18 protein-coding genes are annotated in these 25614 nt (G+C 60.6%); 6 read left to right on the top strand and 12 right to left on the bottom strand.

Annotation, left to right across the window (positions count from 1 at the left end; all coding sequences use genetic code 11):
• Positions 1 to 34: 34 nt before the first annotated feature.
• From hutU to hutC, 3 genes are all read right to left on the bottom strand, one after another.
• Entirely contained in the window at positions 35 to 1705 is a 1671-nt protein-coding gene (gene hutU / locus ACXX9E_RS07465; RefSeq protein ID WP_222834440.1) for a urocanate hydratase, read from the bottom strand.
• A 494-nt stretch (positions 1706 to 2199) separates the two neighbouring features.
• On the bottom strand, positions 2200 to 2769 hold the full coding sequence (locus tag ACXX9E_RS07460) for a HutD/Ves family protein (protein WP_186748497.1): 570 nt from the start codon (positions 2767 to 2769) through the stop codon (positions 2200 to 2202).
• Positions 2766 to 3434, bottom strand: a complete 669-nt coding sequence (gene hutC, locus ACXX9E_RS07455; protein WP_232519483.1) for a histidine utilization transcriptional repressor HutC — start codon at positions 3432 to 3434, stop codon at positions 2766 to 2768. Before hutC ends, ACXX9E_RS07460 begins: the two co-directional genes overlap by 4 nt.
• Positions 3435 to 3621: 187 nt before the next feature.
• Between hutC and ACXX9E_RS07450 the strand changes: the two genes are divergently transcribed.
• Positions 3622 to 4986 (top strand): formimidoylglutamate deiminase, encoded by a 1365-nt coding sequence (locus ACXX9E_RS07450; RefSeq protein ID WP_458555239.1) that lies wholly within the window; start codon positions 3622 to 3624, stop codon positions 4984 to 4986.
• Between the two features lie 122 nt (positions 4987 to 5108).
• Here the strand turns inward: ACXX9E_RS07450 and ACXX9E_RS07445 are convergent, their stop codons facing one another.
• Both ACXX9E_RS07445 and ACXX9E_RS07440 read right to left on the bottom strand, forming a co-directional pair.
• Positions 5109 to 5678, bottom strand: coding sequence for a lipocalin family protein (locus ACXX9E_RS07445; protein WP_123470680.1), 570 nt, complete (start codon positions 5676 to 5678; stop codon positions 5109 to 5111).
• A 31-nt stretch (positions 5679 to 5709) separates the two neighbouring features.
• The gene (locus tag ACXX9E_RS07440; protein ID WP_007952486.1) at positions 5710 to 5964 is read right to left on the bottom strand and encodes a hypothetical protein; all 255 of its coding nucleotides are present in this window, start codon (positions 5962 to 5964) and stop codon (positions 5710 to 5712) included.
• Between the two features lie 281 nt (positions 5965 to 6245).
• On the opposite strand from ACXX9E_RS07440, the gene ACXX9E_RS07435 reads away from it, so the two are divergent.
• On the top strand, positions 6246 to 8138 hold the full coding sequence (locus ACXX9E_RS07435; RefSeq protein ID WP_202894581.1) for a methyl-accepting chemotaxis protein: 1893 nt from the start codon (positions 6246 to 6248) through the stop codon (positions 8136 to 8138).
• Between the two features lie 183 nt (positions 8139 to 8321).
• Here ACXX9E_RS07435 and ACXX9E_RS07430 read toward each other — a convergent pair whose 3' ends face one another.
• The 5 genes from ACXX9E_RS07430 to ACXX9E_RS07410 form a co-directional block, all read right to left on the bottom strand.
• A complete protein-coding gene (locus tag ACXX9E_RS07430) occupies positions 8322 to 8924 on the bottom strand; it encodes a DUF924 family protein (RefSeq protein ID WP_128616436.1) in 603 nt (200 codons plus the stop codon).
• Between the two features lie 3 nt (positions 8925 to 8927).
• Positions 8928 to 9938, bottom strand: coding sequence for a class 1 fructose-bisphosphatase (locus tag ACXX9E_RS07425; RefSeq protein WP_007909265.1), 1011 nt, complete (start codon positions 9936 to 9938; stop codon positions 8928 to 8930).
• Positions 9939 to 10277: 339 nt separating this feature from the next.
• A complete protein-coding gene (locus ACXX9E_RS07420; protein ID WP_186748501.1) occupies positions 10278 to 11642 on the bottom strand; it encodes a DUF3999 domain-containing protein in 1365 nt (454 codons plus the stop codon).
• Positions 11639 to 15232, bottom strand: coding sequence for a DUF2339 domain-containing protein (locus ACXX9E_RS07415; RefSeq protein WP_458555238.1), 3594 nt, complete (start codon positions 15230 to 15232; stop codon positions 11639 to 11641). Before ACXX9E_RS07415 ends, ACXX9E_RS07420 begins: the two co-directional genes overlap by 4 nt.
• A gap of 168 nt (positions 15233 to 15400) precedes the next feature.
• On the bottom strand, positions 15401 to 17851 hold the full coding sequence (locus ACXX9E_RS07410) for a glycogen/starch/alpha-glucan phosphorylase (protein WP_123470669.1): 2451 nt from the start codon (positions 17849 to 17851) through the stop codon (positions 15401 to 15403).
• A gap of 260 nt (positions 17852 to 18111) precedes the next feature.
• On the opposite strand from ACXX9E_RS07410, the gene ACXX9E_RS07405 reads away from it, so the two are divergent.
• On the top strand, positions 18112 to 18549 hold the full coding sequence (locus tag ACXX9E_RS07405) for a YkgJ family cysteine cluster protein (protein ID WP_007961740.1): 438 nt from the start codon (positions 18112 to 18114) through the stop codon (positions 18547 to 18549).
• Between the two features lie 440 nt (positions 18550 to 18989).
• On the opposite strand, the gene typA is transcribed toward ACXX9E_RS07405, so the two are convergent.
• Both typA and thiI read right to left on the bottom strand, forming a co-directional pair.
• Positions 18990 to 20810: a translational GTPase TypA gene (gene typA / locus ACXX9E_RS07400; RefSeq protein WP_003220792.1), complete on the bottom strand. Its 1821-nt coding sequence runs from the start codon at positions 20808 to 20810 to the stop codon at positions 18990 to 18992.
• A gap of 139 nt (positions 20811 to 20949) precedes the next feature.
• Positions 20950 to 22404, bottom strand: a complete 1455-nt coding sequence (gene thiI / locus ACXX9E_RS07395) for a tRNA uracil 4-sulfurtransferase ThiI (RefSeq protein WP_128616286.1) — start codon at positions 22402 to 22404, stop codon at positions 20950 to 20952.
• 328 nt (positions 22405 to 22732) lie between these two features.
• Here thiI and glnA point away from each other — a divergent pair, with 328 nt between their 5' ends.
• From glnA to ACXX9E_RS07380, 3 genes are all read left to right on the top strand, one after another.
• Positions 22733 to 24139 carry a glutamate--ammonia ligase gene (gene glnA, locus ACXX9E_RS07390; protein WP_007961736.1) on the top strand — a complete coding sequence of 469 codons (1407 nt, stop codon included), beginning with the start codon at positions 22733 to 22735 and terminating at the stop codon, positions 24137 to 24139.
• Between the two features lie 284 nt (positions 24140 to 24423).
• Positions 24424 to 24936: a DUF4124 domain-containing protein gene (locus tag ACXX9E_RS07385; RefSeq protein ID WP_429541520.1), complete on the top strand. Its 513-nt coding sequence runs from the start codon at positions 24424 to 24426 to the stop codon at positions 24934 to 24936.
• Positions 24933 to 25550 (top strand): DUF4124 domain-containing protein, encoded by a 618-nt coding sequence (locus tag ACXX9E_RS07380; protein ID WP_322375419.1) that lies wholly within the window; start codon positions 24933 to 24935, stop codon positions 25548 to 25550. The genes ACXX9E_RS07385 and ACXX9E_RS07380 overlap by 4 nt, the downstream gene beginning before the upstream one ends.
• Positions 25551 to 25614: the final 64 nt, after the last annotated feature.

Here is a 25614-nt window from a genome sequence, read left to right as displayed (position 1 = left end):
GAGCAAGCTCGCTCCCACATAAAGCCAAAACGTGTTACTTGCCGCCGGTAATCATCGGCAGGTTCAGCCCCTGCTCCTTGGCGCAGTCGATGGCGATCTGGTAACCGGCATCGGCGTGACGCATGACGCCGGTGGCCGGGTCGTTGTGCAGCACGCGCGCAATGCGCTCGGCCGCTTCATCGGTACCGTCGCAGACGATCACCATGCCCGAGTGCTGCGAGAAGCCCATGCCCACGCCGCCGCCGTGGTGCAGCGAGACCCAGGTCGCACCGCTCGCGGTGTTCAGCAACGCGTTGAGCAGAGGCCAGTCGGACACGGCGTCGGAGCCGTCCTGCATCGACTCGGTTTCGCGGTTCGGGCTGGCCACCGAGCCGGAGTCGAGGTGGTCGCGACCGATCACGATCGGCGCCGACAGCTCGCCGCTGCGCACCATTTCGTTGAACGCCAGGCCGAGCTTGGCGCGCAGGCCCAGACCGACCCAGCAGATACGTGCCGGCAGACCCTGGAAGCTGATGCGCTCGCGGGCCATGTCCAGCCAGTTGTGCAGGTGGGCGTCGTCCGGGATCAGCTCTTTGACCTTGGCGTCGGTTTTGTAGATGTCTTGCGGATCACCCGACAGCGCCGCCCAGCGGAACGGGCCAATGCCACGGCAGAACAGCGGACGGATGTAAGCCGGTACGAACCCCGGGAAGTCGAACGCGTTTTCGACGCCTTCTTCCTGCGCCATCTGGCGGATGTTGTTGCCGTAGTCGAAGGTCGGGATGCCTTGCTTCTGGAATTCCAGCATCGCTTTGACGTGCACGGCCATCGACTGCTTGGCGGCTTTGATCACAGCGGCCGGCTCGGTCTTGGCGCGGGCGCGGTACTCGTCCCAGGTCCAGCCCGCCGGCAGGTAGCCGTTGAGCGGGTCGTGGGCGCTGGTCTGGTCGGTGACCATGTCCGGGCGCACGCCGCGCTTGACCAGTTCCGGGAGGATTTCTGCCGCGTTGCCCAGCAGGGCGATGGAGATCGCTTTGCCTTCTTTGGTGTACTTGGCGATGCGTGCCAGCGCGTCGTCGAGGTCTGTGGCTTGCTCGTCGACGTAACGGCTTTTCAGGCGGAAATCGATGCTCACTTGTTGGCATTCGATGTTCAGCGAGCAGGCACCGGCCAAGGTGGCAGCCAGAGGTTGTGCGCCGCCCATGCCACCGAGACCGGCGGTCAGGACCCACTTGCCCTTGAGGTCATCGTTGTAGTGTTGGCGACCGGCTTCGACGAAGGTTTCGTAGGTGCCCTGGACGATGCCCTGGCTGCCGATGTAGATCCAGCTGCCGGCGGTCATCTGGCCGTACATGGCCAGGCCTTTGGCGTCGAGTTCGTTGAAGTGTTCCCAACTCGCCCAGTGCGGTACGAGGTTGGAGTTGGCGATCAGCACGCGCGGGGCGTTGCTGTGGGTCTTGAACACGCCGACCGGCTTGCCGGATTGCACCAGCAGGGTCTCGTCGTCATTCAGGTTGGTCAGGCTTTCGACGATCTTGTCGTAGCACTCCCAGTTACGCGCAGCGCGACCGATACCACCGTAGACCACCAGCTCTTTCGGATTCTCGGCGACTTCCGGATCGAGGTTGTTCATCAGCATGCGCAACGGCGCTTCGGTCAGCCAGCTCTTGGCGGTCAGCTTGTTGCCGCGCGATGCACGGATTTCGACGTCGCGAAACTTAGTCATTTTGTTGTCAGTCACGAAAGAGACTCCTCAGCGATCAATTCAAACCAACCCTGGCAGTGGGCAAGCAGCCTGCGCGCCTCAATGCGCGACAAGCGAATCAGTGGACGCTGCGGAGAGTCTCGAACAACTCATACGCATACGTCTTTACTTGTACATACAAGCATATGCAATCAAGCGGCCAACTTGTTGGAGGGATGTTCAAGAAAAATCGCGGACAGGGCTGGAGCGCGCCTGAGACAAGGCTTGTGGCGCGGATGAAAATTTTCGCGGGGGTGTTCGAGGGAAGTGAGCGACTGTTACAAAAGCGTGGTTTTGCGCCACGCTGGGGCGTTCGGTAACAAGTTGGTGCGCCGAGGGAAACAGGAAGTGTGAACGCAATTGTGGCGAGGGGATGTATCCCCACTGGATCGCGAAGCGGCCCCATTTTCGATTAGAAGAAGCGGGGCTGCTACGCAGCCCGACGGGGATAAATCCCCTCGCCACAGAGATTCTGGTTAGTTTTGGAGGAGTTCGATTACGCAGCAAGCGGCATTGGTGGAGACTTCGACCAACCCGGCGTTACCGTCCAGTTGCAGACAATCATGTCGCCCCAACGGTGAAACGCTGTCACCGACCTGCACGTGCAGCAACTCACTGACACTGAACACCAACACTGTCCCCGCCGAGCTGAAAAACCGCTGCTCACCGTCCAGCCACTGCAACCGCGCGCGGTAACGCTGCGGCGCGTAGATCAGGTTGAAATCGCGGATCGCCCCGCCAAGCAGCGTGCAGGACACCTGGCTTTCGCCGCTGAACGCAAACGGGTCGAGCGGTAACAGCGGGCGTGTGTCATCGCCATCGACGCACAGCGTCATGCCGTCGCCCTGCAACACCGTGATCACTCGCTGATAACCGGTAAAGGTCGAAAACCCGCCTGACTCGGCGATGTCGGCAATCGACAGGCGCCAGCCAAAACCCTCCAGGCCCGCGCCCGCGTCTCGGGTGATTTCTTCGGTGCTGCCGCCGCCGTTCTTCCACGGCATGCGCGGGTAGCCTTCGGCGCGTAAAACCTTCAAACCATTCATTTATGAAAGCGTCCTTCCAGACGATGACGGGAACCGGGGTGAATCAGGCGCGCCGCCGTCACCGGCTGACGGCCCGACCAGGTACGACGGCGGATCAACAGGCACGGCTCGCCTTTTTCGATCTGCAGCAATTTGCACTCGGACGGTTCAGCGAGGATCGCTTCGACCACGTGTTCGCCTTCAGTCAGCGGCGCCACCTGGTTGAGATAGGCATACGGGGTTTGCAGGGTGAAATCCTGCTTGAGGTATTCCGGCGCGACCAGCGCGTTGACGAAACGGTCTTCGATTTGCACCGGAATGTCATTTTCGTAATGCACGATCAGCGAGTGAAAAACCTTCTGCCCTTCGCGCATGTCCAGCGCCAGTGCGCGTTCGGAGCCGGCGGCCTCTTCTTCCAGAGTAATGACCTGGCAGGTGTGGCGGTGGCCGCGTGAGGCGATTTCGTCGGCGATATTGTGCACTTCGAACAGCGCGGACTGGCTCTTCGGTTCGGCGACGAATGTACCGACGCCTTGCATGCGCACCAGCAGGCCGTCGGCGGTCATTTCACGCAACGCACGGTTGATGGTCATACGGCTGAAACCGAGCTGATTGACCAGCTCGCTTTCCGACGGCACACGGTAGTGCGGCGGCCAGTTACCGCTGTCGATCTGCTGGGTGATCATCTGTTTGACGCGGGCGTACAAGGGCGCCGGACTGTCGCCCAGGTTCGCGGCCAACGGGGAGACTGGAGGCGGAGTCGGCACGGTTGATCCCTGTTCATTGAAGAAAGTGGCTAGCTTGCCGGAGTTTACCGGGCAGGCAAACGTCTGTATATGTATATACAAATAACACACGATGGGGTGCTGAACCATGTCCGCCTTCTTTGCCGAACGCGCGCTGCTGCCTAACGGATGGGCCAACCATGTACGTCTTGAGGTCAACGCCGATGGCGTGTTGACCCAAATCCAGGCCGATTCCACCGCAGATGGCGCCGAGCGGCTGAGCGGCCCGTTGCTGCCGGGGATGCCCAACCTGCACTCCCACGCCTTCCAGCGTGCGATGGCCGGACTGGCCGAAGTGGCCGGCAATCCCAACGACAGTTTCTGGACCTGGCGCGACCTGATGTATCGGCTGGTCGGAAAAATCAGTCCGGATCAGCTCGGGGTGATCGCCCGTCAGTTGTACATCGAGATGCTCAAGGCCGGTTATACCTCGGTCGCCGAATTCCATTACGTGCACCACGACCACAACGGCCAGCCTTACGCCGACCCGGCGGAACTGGCGCTGCGCATCAGCCAGGCCGCAAGTGACAGCGGCATCGGCCTGACCCTGCTGCCGGTGCTCTACAGCCATTCGGGTTTTGGCGGGCAGACGCCGAACGACGGCCAGCGTCGCTTTATCAACAGCACCGAAAATTACCTGAATCTGCAATCGCGCTTGCAGCCATTACTGGCGCAGCAAAAGGCGCAATCGCTGGGCCTGTGCTTTCACTCGTTGCGCGCGGTGACCCCGCAGCAGATCAGCGAAGTGCTGGCCGCCAGCGACCAACAGTGCCCGGTGCACATTCACATCGCCGAACAGCAGAAGGAAGTCGATGACTGCCTGAGCTGGAGCGGACGGCGTCCGTTGCAATGGCTCTACGAAAACACCGAAGTCGATCAGCGCTGGTGCCTGGTCCACGCGACTCACGCCAACCCGGAAGAAGTCACGCTGATGGCCAAGAGTCGCGCCATCGCCGGCCTGTGTCTGACCACCGAAGCCAACCTCGGCGACGGGATTTTCCCGGCGGTGGATTTCCTCGCCCAGGGCGGGCGTATGGGTATCGGTTCCGACAGCCATGTGTCGCTCAGCGTGGTCGAGGAATTGCGTTGGCTGGAATATGGCCAGCGCTTGCGTGATCAGCGGCGTAACCGTTTGTATGGCGCGGATCAGCCGATGGTCGGGCGTACGTTGTATGACGCAGCGCTGGACGGTGGTGCGCAGGCGTTGGGGCAACCGATTGGTGCGCTGGCGGTTGGCAAGCGTGCGGACTGGATTGTGCTCGATGGTAACGATCCGTATCTGGCCACGGCCACGGGTGACGGGATCTTGAATCGGTGGTTGTTCGCCGGTGGCGATCGTCAGGTGCGCGATGTGCTGATCAACGGCCAGTGGGTGGTGCGTGACGGCCGGCATGCCGGCGAAGAGGACAGCGCCCGCGCCTTCACCCAGGTCCTGCGCGACCTTTTAGGCTGACACAAAACAAAAATGTGGGAGCGAGCTTGCTCGCGAAGAGGCCGTATCAGTCGACTGAAATGTTGACTGATACACCGCTTTCGCGAGCAAGCTCGCTCCCACATTTTGATTGGTGGCGATGCTTAATTCGAAGTCTTGGCCATCTGCCGATCCGACGTTCGCCAGATCAATCGCGTGGTGTCATACCCCTGCTGCCGCGCCTTGCTCAGCAGTTCTTCACGCACCACACCGTTGACGGTCGGCGTGCGCGACAACAGCCACATGTACTTGCGACTCGGATCGCCGACGATGGCAGTCTTGTAGTCATCGCTGACGTACAACACCCAGTATTCGCCTTTCGCCACACCCGGAATCAGCCGCGAGAACCAGGTATCGAACTCGACCCACAGCTTGTCGGTCTTGCCCGGCACCTGTGGATAAGCCTTGCCCTTGGCCTCTTCCCACTGCCACTGCGACGTCAGGCAGCGATTGAGCACCGCGACGTTACCGTCAGGCTGGAGGGTGTAATGGGCTTCGGATTGCGCGCAATTGCGCTGGAAGTACATTGGCAAGCGCGCCAGTTCGTACCAGGTGCCCTGGTAACGCTTGAGATTGACACTGTTGGCCGTCTTCGGCGCCAACGGGTCGACGCCTGAAGTGGCGCAGCCGGCCAACACCAGGCCGGCAAAAAGGATCAACAATAACCGCTTCATTTTTTCTTCTCCGTGGGCGCGAAGCCCCGGTTTACTTCAGGCCTTGGCCGGAAAACATCAGCACTTTGTCACCGGCGTACTGCACGCTGATAAAGCTGTTCTTGTCGCCCCAGGTGCAACTGGACATGCCGAGCGCGCCCGAGCAGTCGGTGGGTTTGCCGAGCAAGGTCTCAACCTCGGCCTTGGCCATGCCGGCCGAGAGCTTCGAGTAGTTTTCCTGGTTGACCTTGCTGCATGCGGCCAACAGCACGCAAAACGACAACAGGGCGATAGATCGCAGCGACATGGTGTAACTCCTGGAACGAGGGGGGATGGCAGGGTGCCAACCAGAAGCTTAGAAGAGAAAACCTTCTTCTGGTTCCCTGTACGGACGGCTATTTATTAGCCCGCCCGTCTGGCTTTTGCCGATAAATCAGACACCTTGTGGGCCTGGTGCGCATTTCGTCGCATTTCACGAAAACCGCCTAATCTTTGGCGCGCCGCGGTCGAAATAAGAGCAGCGCAAAGCCCCCGAGTGTGGCAAATTGCCGCCCTTTCTTGACCAGTCCCCTCGCGGTAGTTCATTCGATGACCAGAAACATGAAATTCAGCCACAAGATCTTGTTGGCTGCCGCCCTCGTGGTGGCCATTGCGTTCGCCTGTTTCATTTTGTTCAACGATTACCGACAACGCGAAGCCCTGAGCAGCAGCACCGAAGCGTCGATGCAGGAACTGGGCAGCTTGACCACCAGCAACATCCAGACCTGGCTGGAAAGCCGGATTCAGTTGCTGCAATCGCTGTCGCAGCAAGTGGCGGTTGACGGTAATGCACCCGCCAGCCTGAAACGCATCATCGACCTGCCCGCCTACACCGGCAATTTCCAGCTCAGCTACTTCGGTGGTGTCGACGGCGTGATGTTCTCGGTGCCCGCCGGCAACCGCGCGCCGGACTACGACCCGCGCGCCCGTGGCTGGTACAAGGCGGCCAACAGCGCGCAGCAGACCATCGTCACCGAACCGTACATCGCCGCTTCGTCGGGCAAACTGGTGATCACCGTCGCCACCCCGGTGCAGCGCCAGGGCCAGATGCTCGGCGTGGCCGGTGCAGACATCGACCTGAGCAGCGTCAGCGCGATCATCAACTCGCTGAACTTCGGCGGCCACGGCCACGCCTTCATCGTCAGCAGCGAGGGCAAGATCCTCATCCACCCGGACAGCAAACTGGTGCTCAAGACCCTCGCCGAGGCGTATCCGAACGGCGCGCCGAAGGTCAGCCCGGGCCTGAAAGAAGTCGAGTTCGACGGCAAGACTCAACTGATCTCCTTCACCCACGTCAACGGCGTGCCATCGGCCGACTGGTACGTGGCGCTGGTGCTGGACAAAGACACCGCGTTCTCGATGCTCAGTGAATTCCGCACTTCGGCGCTGATCGCCATGGTCATTGCCGTGGTGATCATCATCGCCTTGCTCGGCATGCTGATCCGCGTGCTGATGCAACCGCTGCTGACCATGGGCCGCGCCATGCACGATATCGCTGAAGGCGAGGGCGACCTGACCAAGCGTCTGGTGATCCACGGCCACGACGAGTTCGGCGCACTGGGCACCTCGTTCAACCGCTTCGTCGAGCGCATTCACACCTCGATCCGCGAAGTGTCCTCGGCCACCGGCCAGGTCAACGAAGTCGCCCTGCGCGTGGTCGCCGCATCGAACTCGTCGATGTACAACTCTGACCAGCAGGCCAGCCGCACCAACAGCGTGGCCGCCGCGATCAACCAGCTCGGTGCCGCCGCCCAGGAAATCGCGCAAAACGCCGCCCTCGCCTCGCAGCACTCCAGCGATGCGCGCAGCCTGGCGGTCGACGGCCAGCAGGTGGTAGATAAAACCATCCACGCCATGCAGCAACTGTCGGCAAAAATCAGCGACTCCTGCGGCAACATCGAAACTCTCAACAGCAACACGGTAAACATCGGCCAGATTCTGGAAGTGATCACCAGCATCTCGCAGCAGACCAACCTGCTGGCGCTCAACGCCGCGATCGAAGCGGCCCGTGCCGGTGAAGCCGGGCGTGGTTTCGCCGTGGTCGCGGACGAAGTGCGCAACCTCGCGCACCGTACCCAGGATTCGGCGCAACAAGTGCAGAAGATGATCGAAGAGCTGCAGGTCGGCGCACGCCAGGCGGTGAACATCATGACCGAGAGCCAGCGCGAGAGCGAAAGCAGCGTCGGCATCGCCAACCAGGCCGGCGAGCGGTTGGGCAGCGTGACCCAGCGCATCGGCGAGATCGACGGCATGAACCAGTCGGTGGCCACCGCGACCGAAGAGCAGACCGCAGTGGTCGAGTCGATCAATGTCGATATCAACGAGATCAACACGCTGAACCAGGAAGGTGTGGAGAACCTGCAGGCAACGCTGCGGGCGTGCTCGGATCTGGAGCAGCAGGCGGCGCGGTTGAAGCAGTTGGTGGGCAGTTTCAGGATCTGAAGGTCAAGGACTTTACCCCCTCACCCCAACCCTCTCCCCCAGGGGGGCGAGGGGGAAAGGGAGCCGATCTTCACACTGTTCAAAACCTGAGTTCGACTCGATATCTCAGGTCGATGTATCAAGCCCAGACACCTCGATCAGTCCCCTCTCCCTCCGGGAGAGGGCTAGGGTGAGGGAAAGCTCTTAAAATCTAGACCCAGGCTCAGAAAGAAACACCAACTCCTCAGCCGTAGACTCCCGCCCCAACACCGCATTGCGATGCGGAAACCGGCCAAACCGCGCAATCACTTTGCGGTGCCGCTCGGCGTAATCCAGATTATCGGCAAACACCGCCCGCTCGGCTTCCGGCTGTTCAGCCACCAGATCCATAAACCGTGAAACGGCTTCGTTCTGCACCGCGAGGTTTTCGCAGTGTTCGAACACCAGATAAATGAATACCCGCTGGATCGGCTTCAACTGCCGGTCAAAGTCCGCCGCAATGCCTTGGGCGACGAGTTTCTGCGCGCGCAGATCACCGGAAAACGCTTTGGGAGAGTCGCGAAAGATCATTCGCGGCAATTGATCGAGCAGCAGCACCACCGCCAGCCAACCTTCGGGACGTTGCGTCCACTCGGTCAATTCGCCGGCGAGGGCCTGATCGACAAAGACCCCGAAACGCGTCTGCGCTTCGAGGTCTTGGCTATCTTTCTTGCCGAACCACAACTTGCCTTTGTCAGCCGCAATCTCGTCAGGTGATTCGGCGTGTCCGAACCACCACTCGAGCAACGGCTGCCAAGGCGCGTGCATGGTTTATTCCTTGTGGTAGGCCGTGGCGCGGGCGACTTCTTCTTTCGAGCCAAGGAACACCGCTACGCGCTGGTGCAGGCCTTCGGGCTGAATGTCGAGGATGCGCTGGTGGCCGTCGGTGGACGCGCCGCCGGCCTGTTCCACCAGGAACGACATCGGGTTGGCTTCGTACATCAGACGCAGTTTGCCCGGCTTGGATGGCTCACGGCTGTCGCGTGGGTACATGAACAGACCGCCACGGGTCAGGATGCGGTGCACGTCGGCAACCATCGCGGCCACCCAACGCATGTTGTAGTTCTTCTTCAGCGGACCTTCTTCGCCGGCCAGCAGTTCGCCAACGTAGCGCTGTACCGGGGCTTCCCAGTGGCGCTGGTTGGACATGTTGATGGCGAATTCCTGGGTCGATTCAGGAATGGTGATGTCTTCGTGGGTCAGGACGAAGCTGCCCATTTCGCGGTCCAGGGTGAAGCCCTTGACGCCGTCGCCCAGGGTCAGCACCAGCATGGTCTGCGGGCCGTAGATGGCGTAACCGGCGGCAACCTGTTGGGTGCCTGGCTGCAGGAACGCTTTCTCGTTCAGTGGCTCGTTCTGGCTCAGGTATTCGTTCGGGCAACGCAGTACCGAGAAGATGGTGCCGACCGGGGCGTTGATGTCGATGTTCGACGAACCGTCCAGTGGGTCGAATACCAGCAGGTAGGCGCCTTTCGGGTATTTGCCCGGGATCTGGTAGGCATTGTCCATTTCTTCGGACGCCATGCCGGCCAGGTGACCGCCCCATTCGTTGGCTTCGAGCAGGATCTCGTTGGAGATCACGTCGAGCTTCTTCTGCACTTCGCCTTGGACGTTTTCAGTGCCCATGCTGCCCAGAACACCGCCCAGGGCGCCTTTGGACACGGCGTGGCTGATCTCCTTGCAGGCACGCGCCACCACTTCGATCAGGAAGCGCAGATCGGCAGGAGTGTTGTTGCTGCGGGTCTGCTCAATCAAATAGCGACTCAGGGTAACGCGGGACATGGACGGCTCCGGTGGAATGGGGGGCTAAAAACCCGCGCAGTTTACAGGGAGTCTGAAAACGTAGCGAGCGAAGACGCCCGGTAACGTGCGTTGGGGCGTAATTGCCTCTATGAGACGTGATTGTCAGTGGAGAGTTCAGGTAGCGGGTTTAGCGTAGACCGGTTCGGGACGGGTGGTGGTTGAGTGATAGCGGCAGTTTGAAGATTTTTGTTGATTGATCGGCCGTCATCGCTGGCAAGCCAGCTCCCACAAGGACTTCGGTCGTTCACCTGTTTTGTCTACACCCAATAACCTGTGGGAGCTGGCTTGCCAGCGAATGGCGCGTAGCGCCGGCCATTCTCAGGTGTTGGTCGGTGGCTTGCGCAACAAGCTGAACGCCATCGCGCCAAGAAAAACCACACTGAGCAACAACACCGCCCATAACCCGATTTTCTTCCAGTTGGTCTCGGCAGCGGCCGTCGTGGTTGCAGGCGAAGCCTGAGTGGTGAGCACTTCACCCGCCACCGTCGCCTTGCCCAGGGCTGCGAGTTTCTCCGGCTTGAAATCCGGAATCAGCGTGGCCAGCGGCAGGTTCGCCGGTTTCACACTCGGGTTACCCAATGCCAGGCTATACGGCCCCTCCCCACGTGCGAGGAAAATCACCTGCGTCGCCCGCACCGCATATTTCAGACTCGGTGCCTGCTCGCCCAAACCACCGCCGCGCTCGTCCACATTCAATTTCAACTGCTGCACGGTCTGCCCGTACAGCGGCAATTCGTTCTGCACCACGTCCTGACCGTTCTGCGTCAGGCGATACAGCAAACCGCTGCTCAATGTCTGCCACGGCAAACTGCTTTCGCGACGGCCGGCCAGCGTCACGGGCGCCAGGCTGTTCGGCTGTTTCAGTTCAACCTGCACCCGCTCGACATTCAGCCCCATCGGCAACTGCCAACTGTATTCACCGGCCTTGGTGCTATTGCCGGCCAATGACTGCGACCAGACCAACGGCAGCGGAACGTTGCGCGGATCACTGTTTTTCAGTTGTGCCGCCGTGAGGATCGGCGCCGAACTCGGCGACTCCCACAACAGCCGCAGGTAACGCGCCGATTGCCCCGGTAGCGTCACCTCATGCTGTTCGATACGCTCATCGGCAAAGGTCAGCCGCGCGACCTGACCTTCGCCCCAGGCTTGCCAGTGCTGCAAATCGTCGCTGGCCTCGATGCTGAAGCGCTGAAAGCCGTCGCGCTCACTGGTCCAGTCAAGGATCAATTGCTGCAACGGCGCTTTGATCGCGCTCGCATCCAACAGCCAGCCACGCAGCACTTCTTCGCCGGCCTCCAACTGGCTGGAGGGCTGCACTTCGACCAGCGTGCCGCTGGTGGTCGATTGCACCCGCACATTCGGTGCACGTTCGCTGGCATCGGCGGCGTTGTACAGGGGGAACCACTTCACTTCGTGCAACTGGCCGTTGTCGCGGGTCTGCGCCGATTCACGGGCCAAGGCGTAAGCCTGTGGCTCACCGGCAGCGTTGAACACCCGCAGGTCACTCAGGTCGGTCTGGCGTGCCTGCAACTGCGCGCTCAGGGGCAATTCGAGGCGGTACCACGGGCCGTTGCCACTGACGGTCAGCGGCACCTGCGTGGCGAAGTCCGCCGGTTTTTCCTGGGCGCCGGCAGCCATCACCACGCCCAGCGCCAACCACCCCAGATTCAGCATGCGACTCAAGATGAAACTCCTTCGGTTTCCGGGGCCGGTTTGTCCGCCGCCGGTTCAGCCTCGACGCGTTTGGGCGGCAGCGGCGCAAAGTAGCCCACCACCAGTAACAACACGCCGACACCGATAAACGAGACGATCCGGGCGAGGCCGCCACGGTTGCTCAATTCGACAAAAACCAGTTTGGCCACCACCAGCGCAATCAGCGCGGCGCCGACGAGCCAGACCTCGCGGCGATGACGCAGATGTCCGCCGATCATCAGTCCCAGCGCCATCAGTGTCCAGACGATGGACAAGCCGGCCTGCACCAGCATCGAGGCAAGCAGTTGATCGAGTTCGAACGGGATCCCCGCCCAATGGTGAGCGGCGCGGGTGACCAGCGCGGTGCAAAAGGCGAACAAGGAAATACCGGCGACCAGTTGCGTGGCGTACTCGGCGTAATCCTTGCGAATCGACAGTTGTGTCACGGCGCTGCGCGACCAGACGTACACCCCGAACAGTGCGAACAGCAACCCCAACTCCAGCGGGTTGAGCAGCGGCACATACGGCAGCGGTTCGGCGTTACCGTCACTGACACCATTGGCCAGCCAGAACCAGCCCAACATCAGCACCGCCAGCGGCGCGGCCGCGTACAAGCGGTATTCGCGGGGGAACGCCGCCACCGGCCACGGCCAGTTGCGCGGCGCGGCCATCAACAGCAGATACAGGCTCGGCAGAATCGCCCAGCCCAGCCAGCGCCAGGCGTTGTATTGCTCGGACAACAGCAGCAGGCCGTAGCGCAACTCCAGCGCCAGCACGCCGATCAGCAACCAGCAGCCGAGCACATGCGCAGTGCTCAAGGCCCGCGCCGGCAGCATCGGCGCCAACCGCCGCAAACTGAAGACATGCACGGCGAACACCAGCGCCCACGCCAGCCAGCCAAAGGTTGCCGCCGGGTGATAACGCGAATGCCAGGCGGCCAGCAGCACCAGTCCTGCCGCCGGAATCAGCAAGGTGCAGAGCAGGCCCAGTGCCGACCATTTCAGGCGCAGCGACAACCATGCCCACAACGCTACGCTGAGCGCCGCGATCAGCAGCAACAGCGTGGCTTGCAGATGCAGCGGCGCAAACCGCAGCACTTCACTGATCCACGCCAGCGCCCACCAACCGGCGCCCCACACCAGCAACACTTCAGACAAGCGCTGCAAACTCAGCCCATCGAAGGCCGAGGCGTGATTGCCCAGTTGCAGGCGCCACGCACCGATCATCGCGGCCAGCCCCAGCACCAGCGGTGTCCAGAAGCCGCCATGGGCCAGCGGCCGCAAGCCTTCGCTGGACAGCGGCCCGAGCAATTGCGGGCCGGCCAGCAAAAACGCCGCGCCACCGATCACCTGCAACAACAGCCCGAAGACAAAACTCACCCGCTGCTTGAGGTACAGGCTCAGCCAGATGATCAGCAAACCGCTGGCGGCCCACACCGCACTCGCGGTCTGCCACGGCAGCACGAACAGCACCGCCAGATTGATCAGCACCAGCCCCGCCAGCAGCACCACCGACAAACCGCGCAGCAGACGCACGTCACCGCGCACCATGTCATCGCGAGCCGCCAACAGCATGCCGGCGATCAACGCCAGACCGATCAGCGATGCACTGAGCAAGCCGCTCCAGCCAGCGCTGAACACGGCCGCCGAATCCTCGCCCGCGCCTTGCAGGCGCAACAGGAACAACGCGCCACCGAGCAACTGCACGGCAAACGCGGTGAACAGGAACGTGCGCGACTGCAGGCGCAGACCGACAAACAACGTCACCAACCCGGCCAGCGCCCAACTGATCGCCGTGGCCTGAACGAAGAAAAACAGCGGCGCCAGCAGATAAAGGAAGGTCAGCCCCAGGCACGCCAATACCGGCAAGCCTTGGCGCTCCCAAGGCGATGCCTGTTCCGGTGAAGCCTTGCGCAGTTGGTAGAAACTGAACAGCAACGCAATACCGAGCATCAATGCGCCCAACGGTGCACCGTCAAGCAGACTGCTTTCGCCGAGACGCAATTGACTGAGGAACGCCAGTGCCGAACCCAGTTGCAACAGCAGCGCAAAGGCCCGGGCGAACGGTCGATGTTGACGCAGGCCCAGCCAGAAAATCCCTGCACCTTCGACCGCCCACGCCGCCGAGGTCCAGCGCGCATCGAGTCCCAGCGGGATCGCCAGACTGGCAAAAATCACCCCGAGCGCCAGACAGGTTTCACCCAGCAACACCGCGCGACCGCCCATCAACACTCTGGCCAGCGCCATGTAGATCATGCCCAGCGCCAGCGCACTGAAAGCGGCCGCGAACTCCAGATGCTGGACCAGCGCGAACTGCAAACCGAAGCCAATGATCGGCGGGCCGAACAGCATCGTCCCGTCGACATAATCGCCTTTACGCGCTGACCAGTGCAGCAATGCCTCGCGGTCGCCATCTGCCGGCGCATCGGGCATGTCGCGCAACTTGCGACGGGCGAACAACAGGCCGATGGCCAGGTACATCAGGAAGAACAGAATCAGGAACGGCTCGGTACTCCACAACAACTCGGGCGCATACGAGCGCAGGCCCCAGGCGAAACCGATGCCGAAGGTGCCGACGAAACCGATCAGGTTGAGCAGCCGCCAGGCCTTGAACCAGGCAATGGCAAGGATGCCGGCGTTGAGCAACGCGAAATAGCTGAACAGCGCGACATGGTTGCCAGCCCCGGTCGAGGTCAGGATCGGCGCGGCGAAACCGCCGAGCGCTGCGGCGGCGGCCAGGCCCAGTGCATCTTGAGTAATCGCCAGAATCGCCGAAAACACCGTCACCGCGACCAGCAACCCCAACGCAGCCGACGGATCAAGCAGCGGGTGCAAACGCATCGCCGCAAACACCGTCAGATACAGCACCGCAATCCCGGTGCCCTGCAGCATCAACGCGTAATTGCTGTTGCGCCGGCGCAACCACCAACCCAGCGCGAGCAGTCCCAATGCCGCAGCCGCGACCCCGGCGTAGCGCAACTCGATCGGCACGACCATGCCTTCGGTGGCGTAACGCAACAGGAACGCCAGACCGAAAAACAGCAACACCACGCCGACTCGCAGCACCGTGTTGCCGCCAAACAGCCAGTTGCGCGCGGCACTGATGCCGCGCTCGATCAGGTTCGGGCCACGGGGTTCAGCAGGTTGTGCAGGGGCTGTTGGCTCGTCGGTGATGGCGTCCAGACGCCAGACATCGGCCGGTAGCGGCTGGCTGGTTTCACTGGCGACGGCGGAAAGCGGCTCAAGCTCGGGCGGTAACTCCCAGACCAGTTCCGGTGCGGCAGCGGGTGCCTGTTCGGCGACGAACACCGGTTCGACGGCTTCCGGAGCCGGCGCAACCCTCGGTGGTGCAGTGCTTACGCCGGCACCTTCGAGCAGAAACAGACGTTGCTCGACAGCCTGCAAGGCGACTTTTGCCTGTTCAAGTTGACGTTTGTGCTCGGCAGTCTGCGAGCCGAGTCGGGTAATACGGATCGTCTGACCGATGACCAGCCCCAGCAATGCACCCAACAGCGCATCACTGAACGACTCGTCGAGCAGCCAGCCGAGCAGCAGCCCGATCAACATGAACATCCATTGCATGGTCGATATCCCTAAGCGCAAAGGCCAATCCGGGAAGATTAGCGCAGCCTGATCCAAAAAGATCGCAGCCTTCGGCAGCGCCTGCAGGGTTATGTGAACACCTGTGCAGGAGCTGCCGAAGGCTGCGATCTTTTCCGGCGCGCCGATTATATCGAGCCGGGTGAAAAGTTACTCCAGCGCTTTCCAGATATCCGTGGCGTACTCGCGAATCGTCCGATCGGAAGAGAACCAGCCCATCCGCGCGGTGTTGAGCACCGCCGAACGCCACCAGTTGTTGCTGTCATGCCAGTGCGCTTCAACGCGTTTCTGCGCTTCCCAGTAGGAATCGAAGTCGGCACAGACCAGGAAGCGGTCGTAGTCCACCAGCGAGTCGATCAGCCCGGTGTAGCGTGAGGTGTCATCCGGCGAGAACACGCCGCTGCGGATCGCTTGCAGCACGTCGCTCAAACGATGCGACGCGGCAATGTCCGGCGCCGCACTGAACTCGTGGTTCTGTTTGCGCGCTTCAACCTGCTGCGCACTGAGGCCGAAGATGAACATGTGCTCGGCACCGATGCGTTCGCACATTTCCACGTTGGCGCCGTCGAGGGTGCCGATGGTCAGCGCGCCGTTGAGGCCGAACTTCATGTTGCTGGTGCCCGACGCTTCGAAACCGGCCGTGGAAATCTGCTCGGACAAGTCCGCCGCCGGAATGATGCTCTCGGCCAGGCTGACGTTGTAGTTGGGCAAAAACACCACTTTCAGCAAGCCGCGCACCGTCGGGTCATTGTTGACGACACGGGCGATGTCGTTGGTCAGCTTGATGATCAATTTGGCCTGGTGATAACTCGCGGCCGCCTTGCCGGCGAAGATCTTCACCCGCGGCACCCAATCGACTTCGGGCTCGGCACGAATCGCCTGATACAGCGCCACGGTGTGCATCAGGTTGAGCAACTGGCGCTTGTATTCGTGGATCCGTTTGACCTGCACGTCGAACATCGCTGCCGGATTGACCGCGATGCCCAACCGCTCGTGAATCAGATAGGCCAAGGCTTTCTTGCTGTGCAGGCGTTGCTCGGCGAAGGCTTTGCGGAACGCGGTTTTCTCGGCGAACGGTTCGAGGTCGAGCAGGCGCTCTTCGGGATTATCGAGAACCTCCGGACCGAGTGCGTCGACCAGCATCGAGGTCAGCTCGGAGTTGGCCTGGAACAACCAGCGGCGGAAGGTGATGCCGTTGGTTTTGTTGTTGATCCGCTCGGGATAAAGCTTGTGCAGTTCGGCGAATACGGTCTTGCGCATCAACTGCGTGTGCAGCCCGGACACGCCGTTGACGCTGTGCGAACCGAGAAACGCGAGGTTGCCCATGCGCACCCGGCGACCGTTGTCCTCTTCGATCAGCGATACTGCGCGCAGCACGTCGAAATCGTGAATGCCCTTGGCTCGCAGTGAGTCGATGTGCTGGGCATTGATCAGGTAGATGATCTGCATGTGCCGCGGCAGCATGCGCTCCATCAGGCCGACCGGCCAGGTTTCCAGCGCTTCCGGCAGCAGTGTGTGGTTGGTGTACGACAGCGTGTCGACGGTGACTTGCCATGCTGCATCCCAGGCCACGTCGTAGACATCGACCAGTTGGCGCATCAGTTCGGCGACAGCAATCGAGGGGTGCGTGTCGTTGAGCTGAATCGCCGCGTGATCGCCCAGGGTCAGCACCGAGGTGTGCATGTTGCGATGACGACGCAGCAAGTCCTGCAGGGAGGCGGCGACAAAGAAGTATTCCTGACGCAGGCGCAGTTCCTGCCCGGCTTCGGTGCTGTCCGCCGGGTAGAGCACGCGGGAGATACTTTCCGCCCGGGCCACTTCGGCCACCGCGCCCAAATGGTCACCGGCGTTGAAGCGCTCCAGGTGCAGGTCTTCCATGGCGCGTGCGCGCCACAGGCGCAGGGTATTGACGCTCGCCCCGCGCCAGCCGACCACCGGTGTGTCGTAGGCAATCGCGCGTACCGTTTCCGCTGGTGACCAGACCTGCCTGGTCTTGCCGCTGGCATCGGTGACGGTTTCGACGCTGCCGCCGAAGCCGATGCTGTACACCACTTCCGGACGCTCGAACTCCCACGGGTTGCCGAAATCCAGCCAGTGTTCGGTCTGCTCCTGCTGCCAGCCATCGACGATGGCCTGACGGAACAAACCGTGTTCATAGCGAATCCCGTAACCATGCCCGGCGATGCCGAGGGTCGACATGCTTTCCATGAAGCACGCCGCCAGCCGGCCGAGGCCGCCGTTGCCGAGTGCCGCATCCGGCTCAAGCAGGCGAATCCGCTCCAGATCGACACCGAGCTCAGTCAGCGCTTCACGGGCGACATCGAGCAGGCCAAGGTTGCTCAGGCTGTCGTAGAGCAAACGGCCGATGAGAAATTCCAGCGAGAGGTAATACACCCGCTTCTGGCCTTTGCGGTAAATCTGCCGGGTGTGGTCCATCCAGTGTTCGACCATGTGGTCGCGGGCCGCCAGGGCAATGGCCTCGAACCAGTCATGGTCAAAGGCGTGATCCGGGTCTTTGCCCACTGCATAGGTGAGCTTGGTCAGGACGGCGTCGCGGAATGCGGCCACCTCTGCTTCGCGAACTAGTGGTTCTTGAGTCATCGATAGGACCTCGAGCGAGCGGGGAATTGTCTGAGCCTAGACGGTCTGACCGACGGTAGAGGCGCAGGTTCTGCAGTATTTCCGAAGACGGTGAGATAGCCCGACATAACCTTGGCGAGTGGGCTAATGAATGCAGGGGTTGTGCCGAATTGTCCGGCCGCCGGCCTGTCTGTAGAAAAAATCTGGCGAAAGGTTGTTCAAAAATCCACCAGTCCCGGTATGATCGCGCGCCCTGATGCATACACGCCTGGTAACTCCCGATGATGAAGCCCAACCTGATTGCCGCCGCCGAGATCGACCGTCTCGATACGTGGGCCAAATATTCGGCCCCGATGTGCGGCTCTTGTGTCTCCAGCTGCTGCACGCTGCCGGTCGAGGTCAAGATCAAGGACCTGGTGCGCATCGGCGTGGTCGACGAGTTCGAGCTGGGCGATCCACCGAAGAACATCGCCAAGCGCCTGCAAAAGGAAGGGCTGGTCGAGCGCTTCAACCAGAAGTCGGGGATCTTCACCCTGCAGCGCATGAGCAACAACGATTGCTACTACCTGGATCGTAAGAGCCGCCTGTGCACCATTTATGACAAGCGCCCGGACACCTGCCGCAACCACCCGAAAATCGGCCCGCGTCCGGGGTATTGCGCGTACAAGCCGAAAGAAGTCGAGCGGGTGCAGAATTCGCGGTCGATCGAGAAGTTCTAAAAGCCAACCCTCACCCCAGCCCTCTCCCGGAGGGAGAGGGGGCCAACCGAGGTGTCTGGCGCTATACGTCGACCTGAAAAATCCAGTCGATTATGGATTCATCGCAGCATTTTCAGGTCGGCGGACTTCTCAAGCATCCCAAATTCAGTCCCCTCTCCCGGAGGGAGAGGGGGCCGACCGAGGTGTCTGGCGCAATACATCGACCTGAAACACCCAGTCGATTGTCGACTCGATAAAGCCCGACCACATCGTTTATGGATTCAGCAGAATTCTTCCAAGTCGATGCATCTCATGAATATCCCCCATTTAGTCCCCTCTCCCTCCGGGAGAGGGCTAGGGTGAGGGGCTTTTGATCTTCAAGGCCCAATCTGCACTTCCCCCAGACAAACAAAAACGCCCCCGGTCTCGCGACCGGGGGCGTTTTTTATTCCAGGGCTAAATTACGCCTTGGCTTTCTTGGCAGCGCGGGTACGCTCGCTTTCGTCCAGGATCTTCTTGCGAAGACGGATGGACTTAGGCGTGACTTCGCACAGCTCGTCTTCCTGGATGTATTCCAGAGCCTGTTCCAAGGTGAAGCGAACAGGTGGTACCAGAGCGATGGTTTCGTCTTTACCCGAAGCACGCATGTTGTCGAGCTTCTTGCCTTTGGTAGGGTTTACACCCAGGTCGTTGTCGCGGCTGTTCTGACCAACGATTTGACCGTTGTAGATCTCCTGGCCGTGTTCTACGAACAGCTTGCCACGAGCCTGCAGGGTTTCCAGCGAGTAGGTCAGTGCCTTGCCGGTTTCAACCGAAACCAGAACGCCGTTCTGACGGCCGGACATGTGGCCCGACTTCACTGGAGCGTAACGGTCGAAGATCGAGGTCAGGATGCCAGCACCGTTGGTCAGGGTCAGGAACTGGTTACGGAAACCGATCAGACCGCGAGCAGGGATGTTGTATTCCAGACGAACACGGCCCTTGCCATCCGGCACCATGTTGCTCAGGTCGCCCTTACGCAGACCCATCTCTTCCATGACCTTGCCCTGCGACTCTTCAGGGATGTCGATGGTTACGTTTTCGAACGGTTCCTGCTTCACGCCGTCAACTTCACGGATGATCACTTCAGGACGGCCCAGGGCCAGCTCGAAGCCTTCGCGACGCATGGTTTCGATCAGTACCGAGAGGTGCAGCTCACCACGGCCGGAAACCTTGAACTTGTCAGCCGAGTCGCCTTCTTCAACGCGCAGTGCAACGTTGTACAGCAGCTCTTTGTCCAGACGATCCTTGATGTTACGGGAGGTCACGAACTTGCCTTCTTTACCGCAGAATGGCGAGTCGTTTACCTGGAAGGTCATGGAAACGGTTGGCTCGTCAACGGTCAGTGGCTTCATCGCCTCGACGGTGTTGATATCGCACAGAGTGTCGGAGATGAACAGCTCGTCGAAGCCGCTGATGCAGACGATGTCGCCGGCCGCTGCTTCTTCAACGTCAATGCGGTGCAGACCGTGGTGACCCATCAGCTTCAGGATACGACCGTTGCGGCGCTTGCCGTCGGCGCTGATAGCGACAACCGGGGTGTTCGGCTTGACGCGACCACGAGCGATACGGCCAACACCGATAACACCCAGGAAGCTGTTGTAGTCCAGTGCGGAGATCTGCATCTGGAACGGACCGTCACGGTCAACGGCCGGAGGCGGAACGTGATCGACGACCGCTTGGTACAGCGGAGTCATGTCTTCAGCCATGGCGGTGTGATCCAGACCGGCAATGCCGTTCAGGGCCGAGGCGTAAACCACCTGGAAGTCCAGTTGTTCTTCGGTCGCACCGAGGTTGTCGAACAGGTCGAAGATCTGGTCCAGAACCCAGTCCGGACGCGCGCCTGGACGGTCAACCTTGTTGATTACCACGATTGGACGCAGGCCGGCTTCGAACGCCTTCTTGGTCACGAAACGGGTTTGCGGCATAGGGCCGTCTTGAGCGTCAACCAGCAGCAGAACGGAGTCAACCATCGACATTACGCGTTCAACTTCGCCGCCGAAGTCGGCGTGGCCCGGGGTGTCCACGATGTTGATGTGGTAGCCGTTCCAGTTGATGGCGGTGTTTTTCGCCAGAATGGTAATACCGCGCTCTTTTTCCTGGTCGTTGGAGTCCATCACGCGCTCGTCGTTGAGCTCGTTGCGCTCCAGGGTGCCGGATTGACGCAGGAGTTTGTCTACCAGGGTGGTCTTACCATGGTCAACGTGGGCAATGATGGCGATGTTACGTAGATTTTCGATCACTTGTGTATCTCGATCAGAGGATTCGGTTTGCTGACAAGTCTTGGCAGCGATTAACAGTAGTGTCCGGCATGGCCGTTACAGCTTGACGGCGGTGTCGGGGGGCCGGTGACGCAGGCCACAGGCAAACAGCCCCGGGCACTTAGCTCGGTCGATAAACGCGCACATTGGCATGCCCCTCACTGAGCAAATGGTGAGCATGCAGGCGACTCATCACGCCTTTGTCGCAATACAGCAGGTACTGGCGAGTCGGATCCAGCTCCTTGAAACGAGCGTTCACTGCGTAGAACGGCATCGTCTGTACTTCTACGCCAGCGATTTCCAGCGGCTCATCCTCGGCGGCATCCGGGTGACGGATGTCGATGACGATCTGACCGGCCAGTGCTTCGCTGACTTCTTCAATCTGTACGTCCTGGCCCAATTCGTCGATCACCCGATCGATCGGCACCAGTTTGGCGTTTTCGAGCGCACGCTCGAGCACCGCCATGTCGAATTCTTTCTCTTCGTGCTCAACACGACCGCGTTTGGCGGCTGTCTTCGGATTGACCGAAATGACCCCGCAGTACTCCGGCATGTGCCGGGCGAAATCGGCGGTGCCGATCTCGTTGGCCGTGTCGATGATGTCCTGCTTGTGCGCCACGATCAGCGGACGCAGGACCAGCTTGTCGGTCACGCAGTCGATCACCGACAGATTCGGCAGCGTCTGGCTCGACACCTGGGAGATCGCTTCGCCGGTCACCAGGGCATCAATGTGCAGGCGGTCGGCAATGGCGGAGGACGCGCGCAACATCATACGCTTCAATACGACGCCCATATGACTGTTATCGACTTTGCCGAGAATTTCGCCCAACACTTCTTCGAACGGAACACTGACAAATAGCACGCGTTGCGAGCTGCCGTACTTCTTCCAGATGAAATGCGCGACTTCCATCACGCCCAATTCGTGGGCACGACCGCCCAGATTAAAGAAGCAGAAGTGCGCCATCAGGCCACGGCGCATGATCTGGTAGGCGGCAACGGTCGAGTCAAAGCCGCCGGACATCAATACCAGCGTCTGCTCCAACGCGCCGAGCGGGTAACCGCCGATGCCGTTGTGCTGACTGTGGATGACGAACAACCGTTTGTCGCGAACTTCGATGCGCACTTCGATTTGTGGCGCTTTCAGGTCGATACCGGCAGCACCGCACTCACGGCGCAGCTTGCTGCCGACGTATTTTTCGACGTCCATCGAGCTGAACGTGTGCTTGCCCGCGCGCTTGCAGCGCACCGAAAAAATCTTCCCGGCCAGTGCATCACCGTAGTGCTGTTTGCACTTTTCGGTGATGTCGTCGAAGTCGCCCAGCGGGTACTCGTCGATCTGCAACAGGTGGGCAATGCCCGGCATGCAGCTCAGACGCTCGACCATCTCTTTCTGGGCTTTGGCGTCGGCTACGCGGGTTTCCAGCTCGAGGTTGTCCCACACACCGTTCACCACCACAGCCGGGTCCAGATCGCGGAGCACGGCGCGGATGTTTTTGGCCAACTGGCGGATAAATTTCGTCCGGACAGGTCGACTCTTGATGGTGATCTCGGGGAAGACTTTTACGATTAGTTTCATGAAAACAGCGCGCGCAGGGCCAGCCGAAAAAGGGGGGCGCGGATTATAGCGGAAATTGCTCAAGGTTTAACCAGTTAATGTGCATAAGGTTTTGCGTGCACCAAAACAGGTCATTTTCAGAATCGAGCGCTACATTAAAGGGCGAGATTTTCGCCTTTCTGGCGATTTGCTCCATTAGAAGCGTGAATTTGGGGCAAAAAACCCATGCTGGGGCACTGGCATGCAATTTGCTCCCTTGTGAGGCAGGTTGCCTTGGCAGAGTATCTGCGCCGGCATCACCCATATTAAGGGCATCCACTACCAAGCCCTAAGCCACCCGGAGGACACTATGTCGAAGTCGGTTCAACTCATCAAAGATCATGACGTCAAGTGGATTGATCTGCGCTTCACGGACACCAAAGGCACTCAGCACCACGTGACCATGCCGGCTCGCGATGCGCTGGAAGACGACTTCTTCGAAGTCGGCAAGATGTTCGACGGTTCCTCCATCGCTGGCTGGAAAGGCATCGAAGCCTCCGACATGATCCTGCTGCCGGACGACGACACTGCCGTTCTCGACCCGTTCACCGAAGACGCCACCCTGATCCTGGTGTGCGACATCATCGAACCGTCGACCATGCAAGGTTACGATCGTGACCCGCGCGCCATTGCTCACCGCGCCGAGGAATACCTGAAGACCACCGGTATCGGTGACACCGTCTTCGCCGGTCCAGAACCGGAATTCTTCATCTTCGACGAAGTGAAGTTCAAGTCGGACATCTCCGGCTCGATGTTCAAGATCTACTCCGAACAAGGTTCGTGGATGTCCGACCAGGACATCGAAGGCGGCAACAAAGGTCACCGTCCTGGCGTCAAAGGTGGCTACTTCCCGGTTCCGCCGTTCGACCACGACCACGAAATCCGTACTGCCATGTGCAACGCACTGGAAGAGATGGGCCAGACCGTTGAAGTTCACCACCACGAAGTGGCGACTGCCGGCCAGAACGAAATTGGTGTCAAGTTCAACACCCTGGTGAAGAAAGCTGACGAAGTTCAGACTCTGAAATACGTTGTACACAACGTTGCCGACGCTTACGGCCGCACCGCGACCTTCATGCCGAAGCCACTGTACGGCGACAACGGCTCGGGCATGCACGTCCACATGTCCATCGCCAAAGACGGCAAGAACACCTTCGCTGGCGAAGGCTATGCCGGCCTGTCCGAAACCGCCCTGTACTTCATCGGCGGTATCATCAAGCACGGTAAAGCGCTGAACGGCTTCACCAACCCGGCCACCAACTCCTACAAGCGTCTGGTGCCAGGTTTCGAAGCCCCGGTAATGCTGGCCTACTCGGCGCGCAACCGTTCCGCCTCGATCCGTATTCCTTACGTCAACAGCCCACGCGGCCGTCGTATCGAAGCACGCTTCCCGGATCCGGCTGCCAACCCGTACCTGGCATTCGCAGCTCTGCTGATGGCCGGCCTGGACGGTATCCAGAACAAGATCCACCCAGGCGATGCCGCTGACAAAAACCTGTACGACCTGCCGCCTGAAGAGGCGAAAGAGATCCCACAAGTTTGCGGCAGCCTGAAAGAAGCCCTGGAAGAGCTGGACAAGGGCCGTGCGTTCCTGACCAAGGGCGGCGTGTTCTCCGACGACTTCATCGACGCTTACATCGCGCTGAAATCCGAAGAAGAAATCAAGGTTCGCACCTTCGTACACCCACTGGAATATGAGCTGTACTACAGCTGCTGATCCGGTAGCGCCGCGCTAAACGGCGTGACAAAAAGAGGCCTCCTTCGGGAGGCCTTTTTTATCGCCCGGATTTTATGGCCGCCCCATATTCCTGCAGGAGTGAGCCTGCGCGCGATAGCGGTGGGTCATTGCAAGTGAGAGTGACGGATACAACGTCATCGCGAGCAGGCTCACTCCTACAGGAAATTTTGGCGTCCGAATGATTTCCGGATCTGTCTCGGGTTGGGCCAACCGCCGCACCTCGCCTATGCTGCACCCCATCGCTTTCTTTCCCGGTCGATTTCATGGGTCGCACCTTTCTCTACATCCTGCTGCTGATCGCCCTGCCCGCCGCCGCGCAGATCTACAAGTACACCGACGCCAACGGCCACACGGTGTACAGCGATCACTCGCCGGACGGCGTACAGGCGCAGCCAGTGGAGCTGCCACCGCTCAACAGCGTCGAACCACAGGCACCGCGCGCCCCGGCGCCCGCCAGCACGGACAATCGCCCAGCGGCCCGCAACGCTTATGCAGTGCTGGAGCTGACCGGCCTGCCTACCGAAGAAGCCCTGCGCGCCAACAACGGCACCTTCACCGTCAACGTGCTGATCAAGCCGCGCCTGCAGTCGCCGCACCAACTCAGGCTGGTATTGGACGACGCGCCTTACGGCCAGTCGAGCAACGTGCCGATCCTGCAACTGGTGAATATTGATCGCGGGGAGCATCGTCTCGCGGTGCAGGTGATCGACGGCGAAACGATCATCCAGCAGAGCCCGGCGGTGACGTTCACCGTGCAGCGGGTGCACACGCCATGAGGATTTTCTGGCTGATCCTGTGCCTGTTCGCTCTGCCCGTTCACGCCGAGGTCTTCACCTATGTCGATGCCCAGGGCAATCGCGTCTACACCGACCAGCCGCGTGGCAACGCCAAGCGTGTGCCTATCGCGACCAGCAACCGCATGTCGGCCAATCCCACGGCGGCTGCGCCGCTGCGCGCGACACAAAAATCCCCGGAACCACCGCTGTTCCACTACGACATGCTGCGCATCCTGATCCCCGAGCCGGATGCGACCATTCGCAGCAGCGCGGGCGAGGTGATCGTCAGCGTCACCAGCGAACCGGGGCTGCAGCAAGGCCATCGCTACCGCCTGCTGCTCGACGGCCAGGCCACTGGCGAGCCAGGCCTGAGCCCGGTGTTCCCGTTGAGTAACATCGACCGTGGCAGCCACCACTTGTCGGTGGAAATCCTTGATGAACAGGGCCGCATCGTCGAACGCACCGCCAACCAGCCGTTCCACATGCTGCGCATCTCGCTGGCGCAGAAACGTCAAGTCAAACCCTGCGTCAGCGAAGACTACGGCGTACGCCCGGAATGTCCGCTGAAAGACAAACCGCCCGAGCCGAAAAACCCCTTCCTGCGTTTCTTCTAACGCCGTTCAGCTTTGCGCACTATATTGGTGCAATAGACTGCACCGTACCCACATTCCAACCCAT

This window comes from Pseudomonas sp. GNP014, assembly GCF_054344005.1.
Note: the sequence above shows the minus strand (reverse complement) of the source record. Positions and strands in the feature narration are given on the sequence as shown.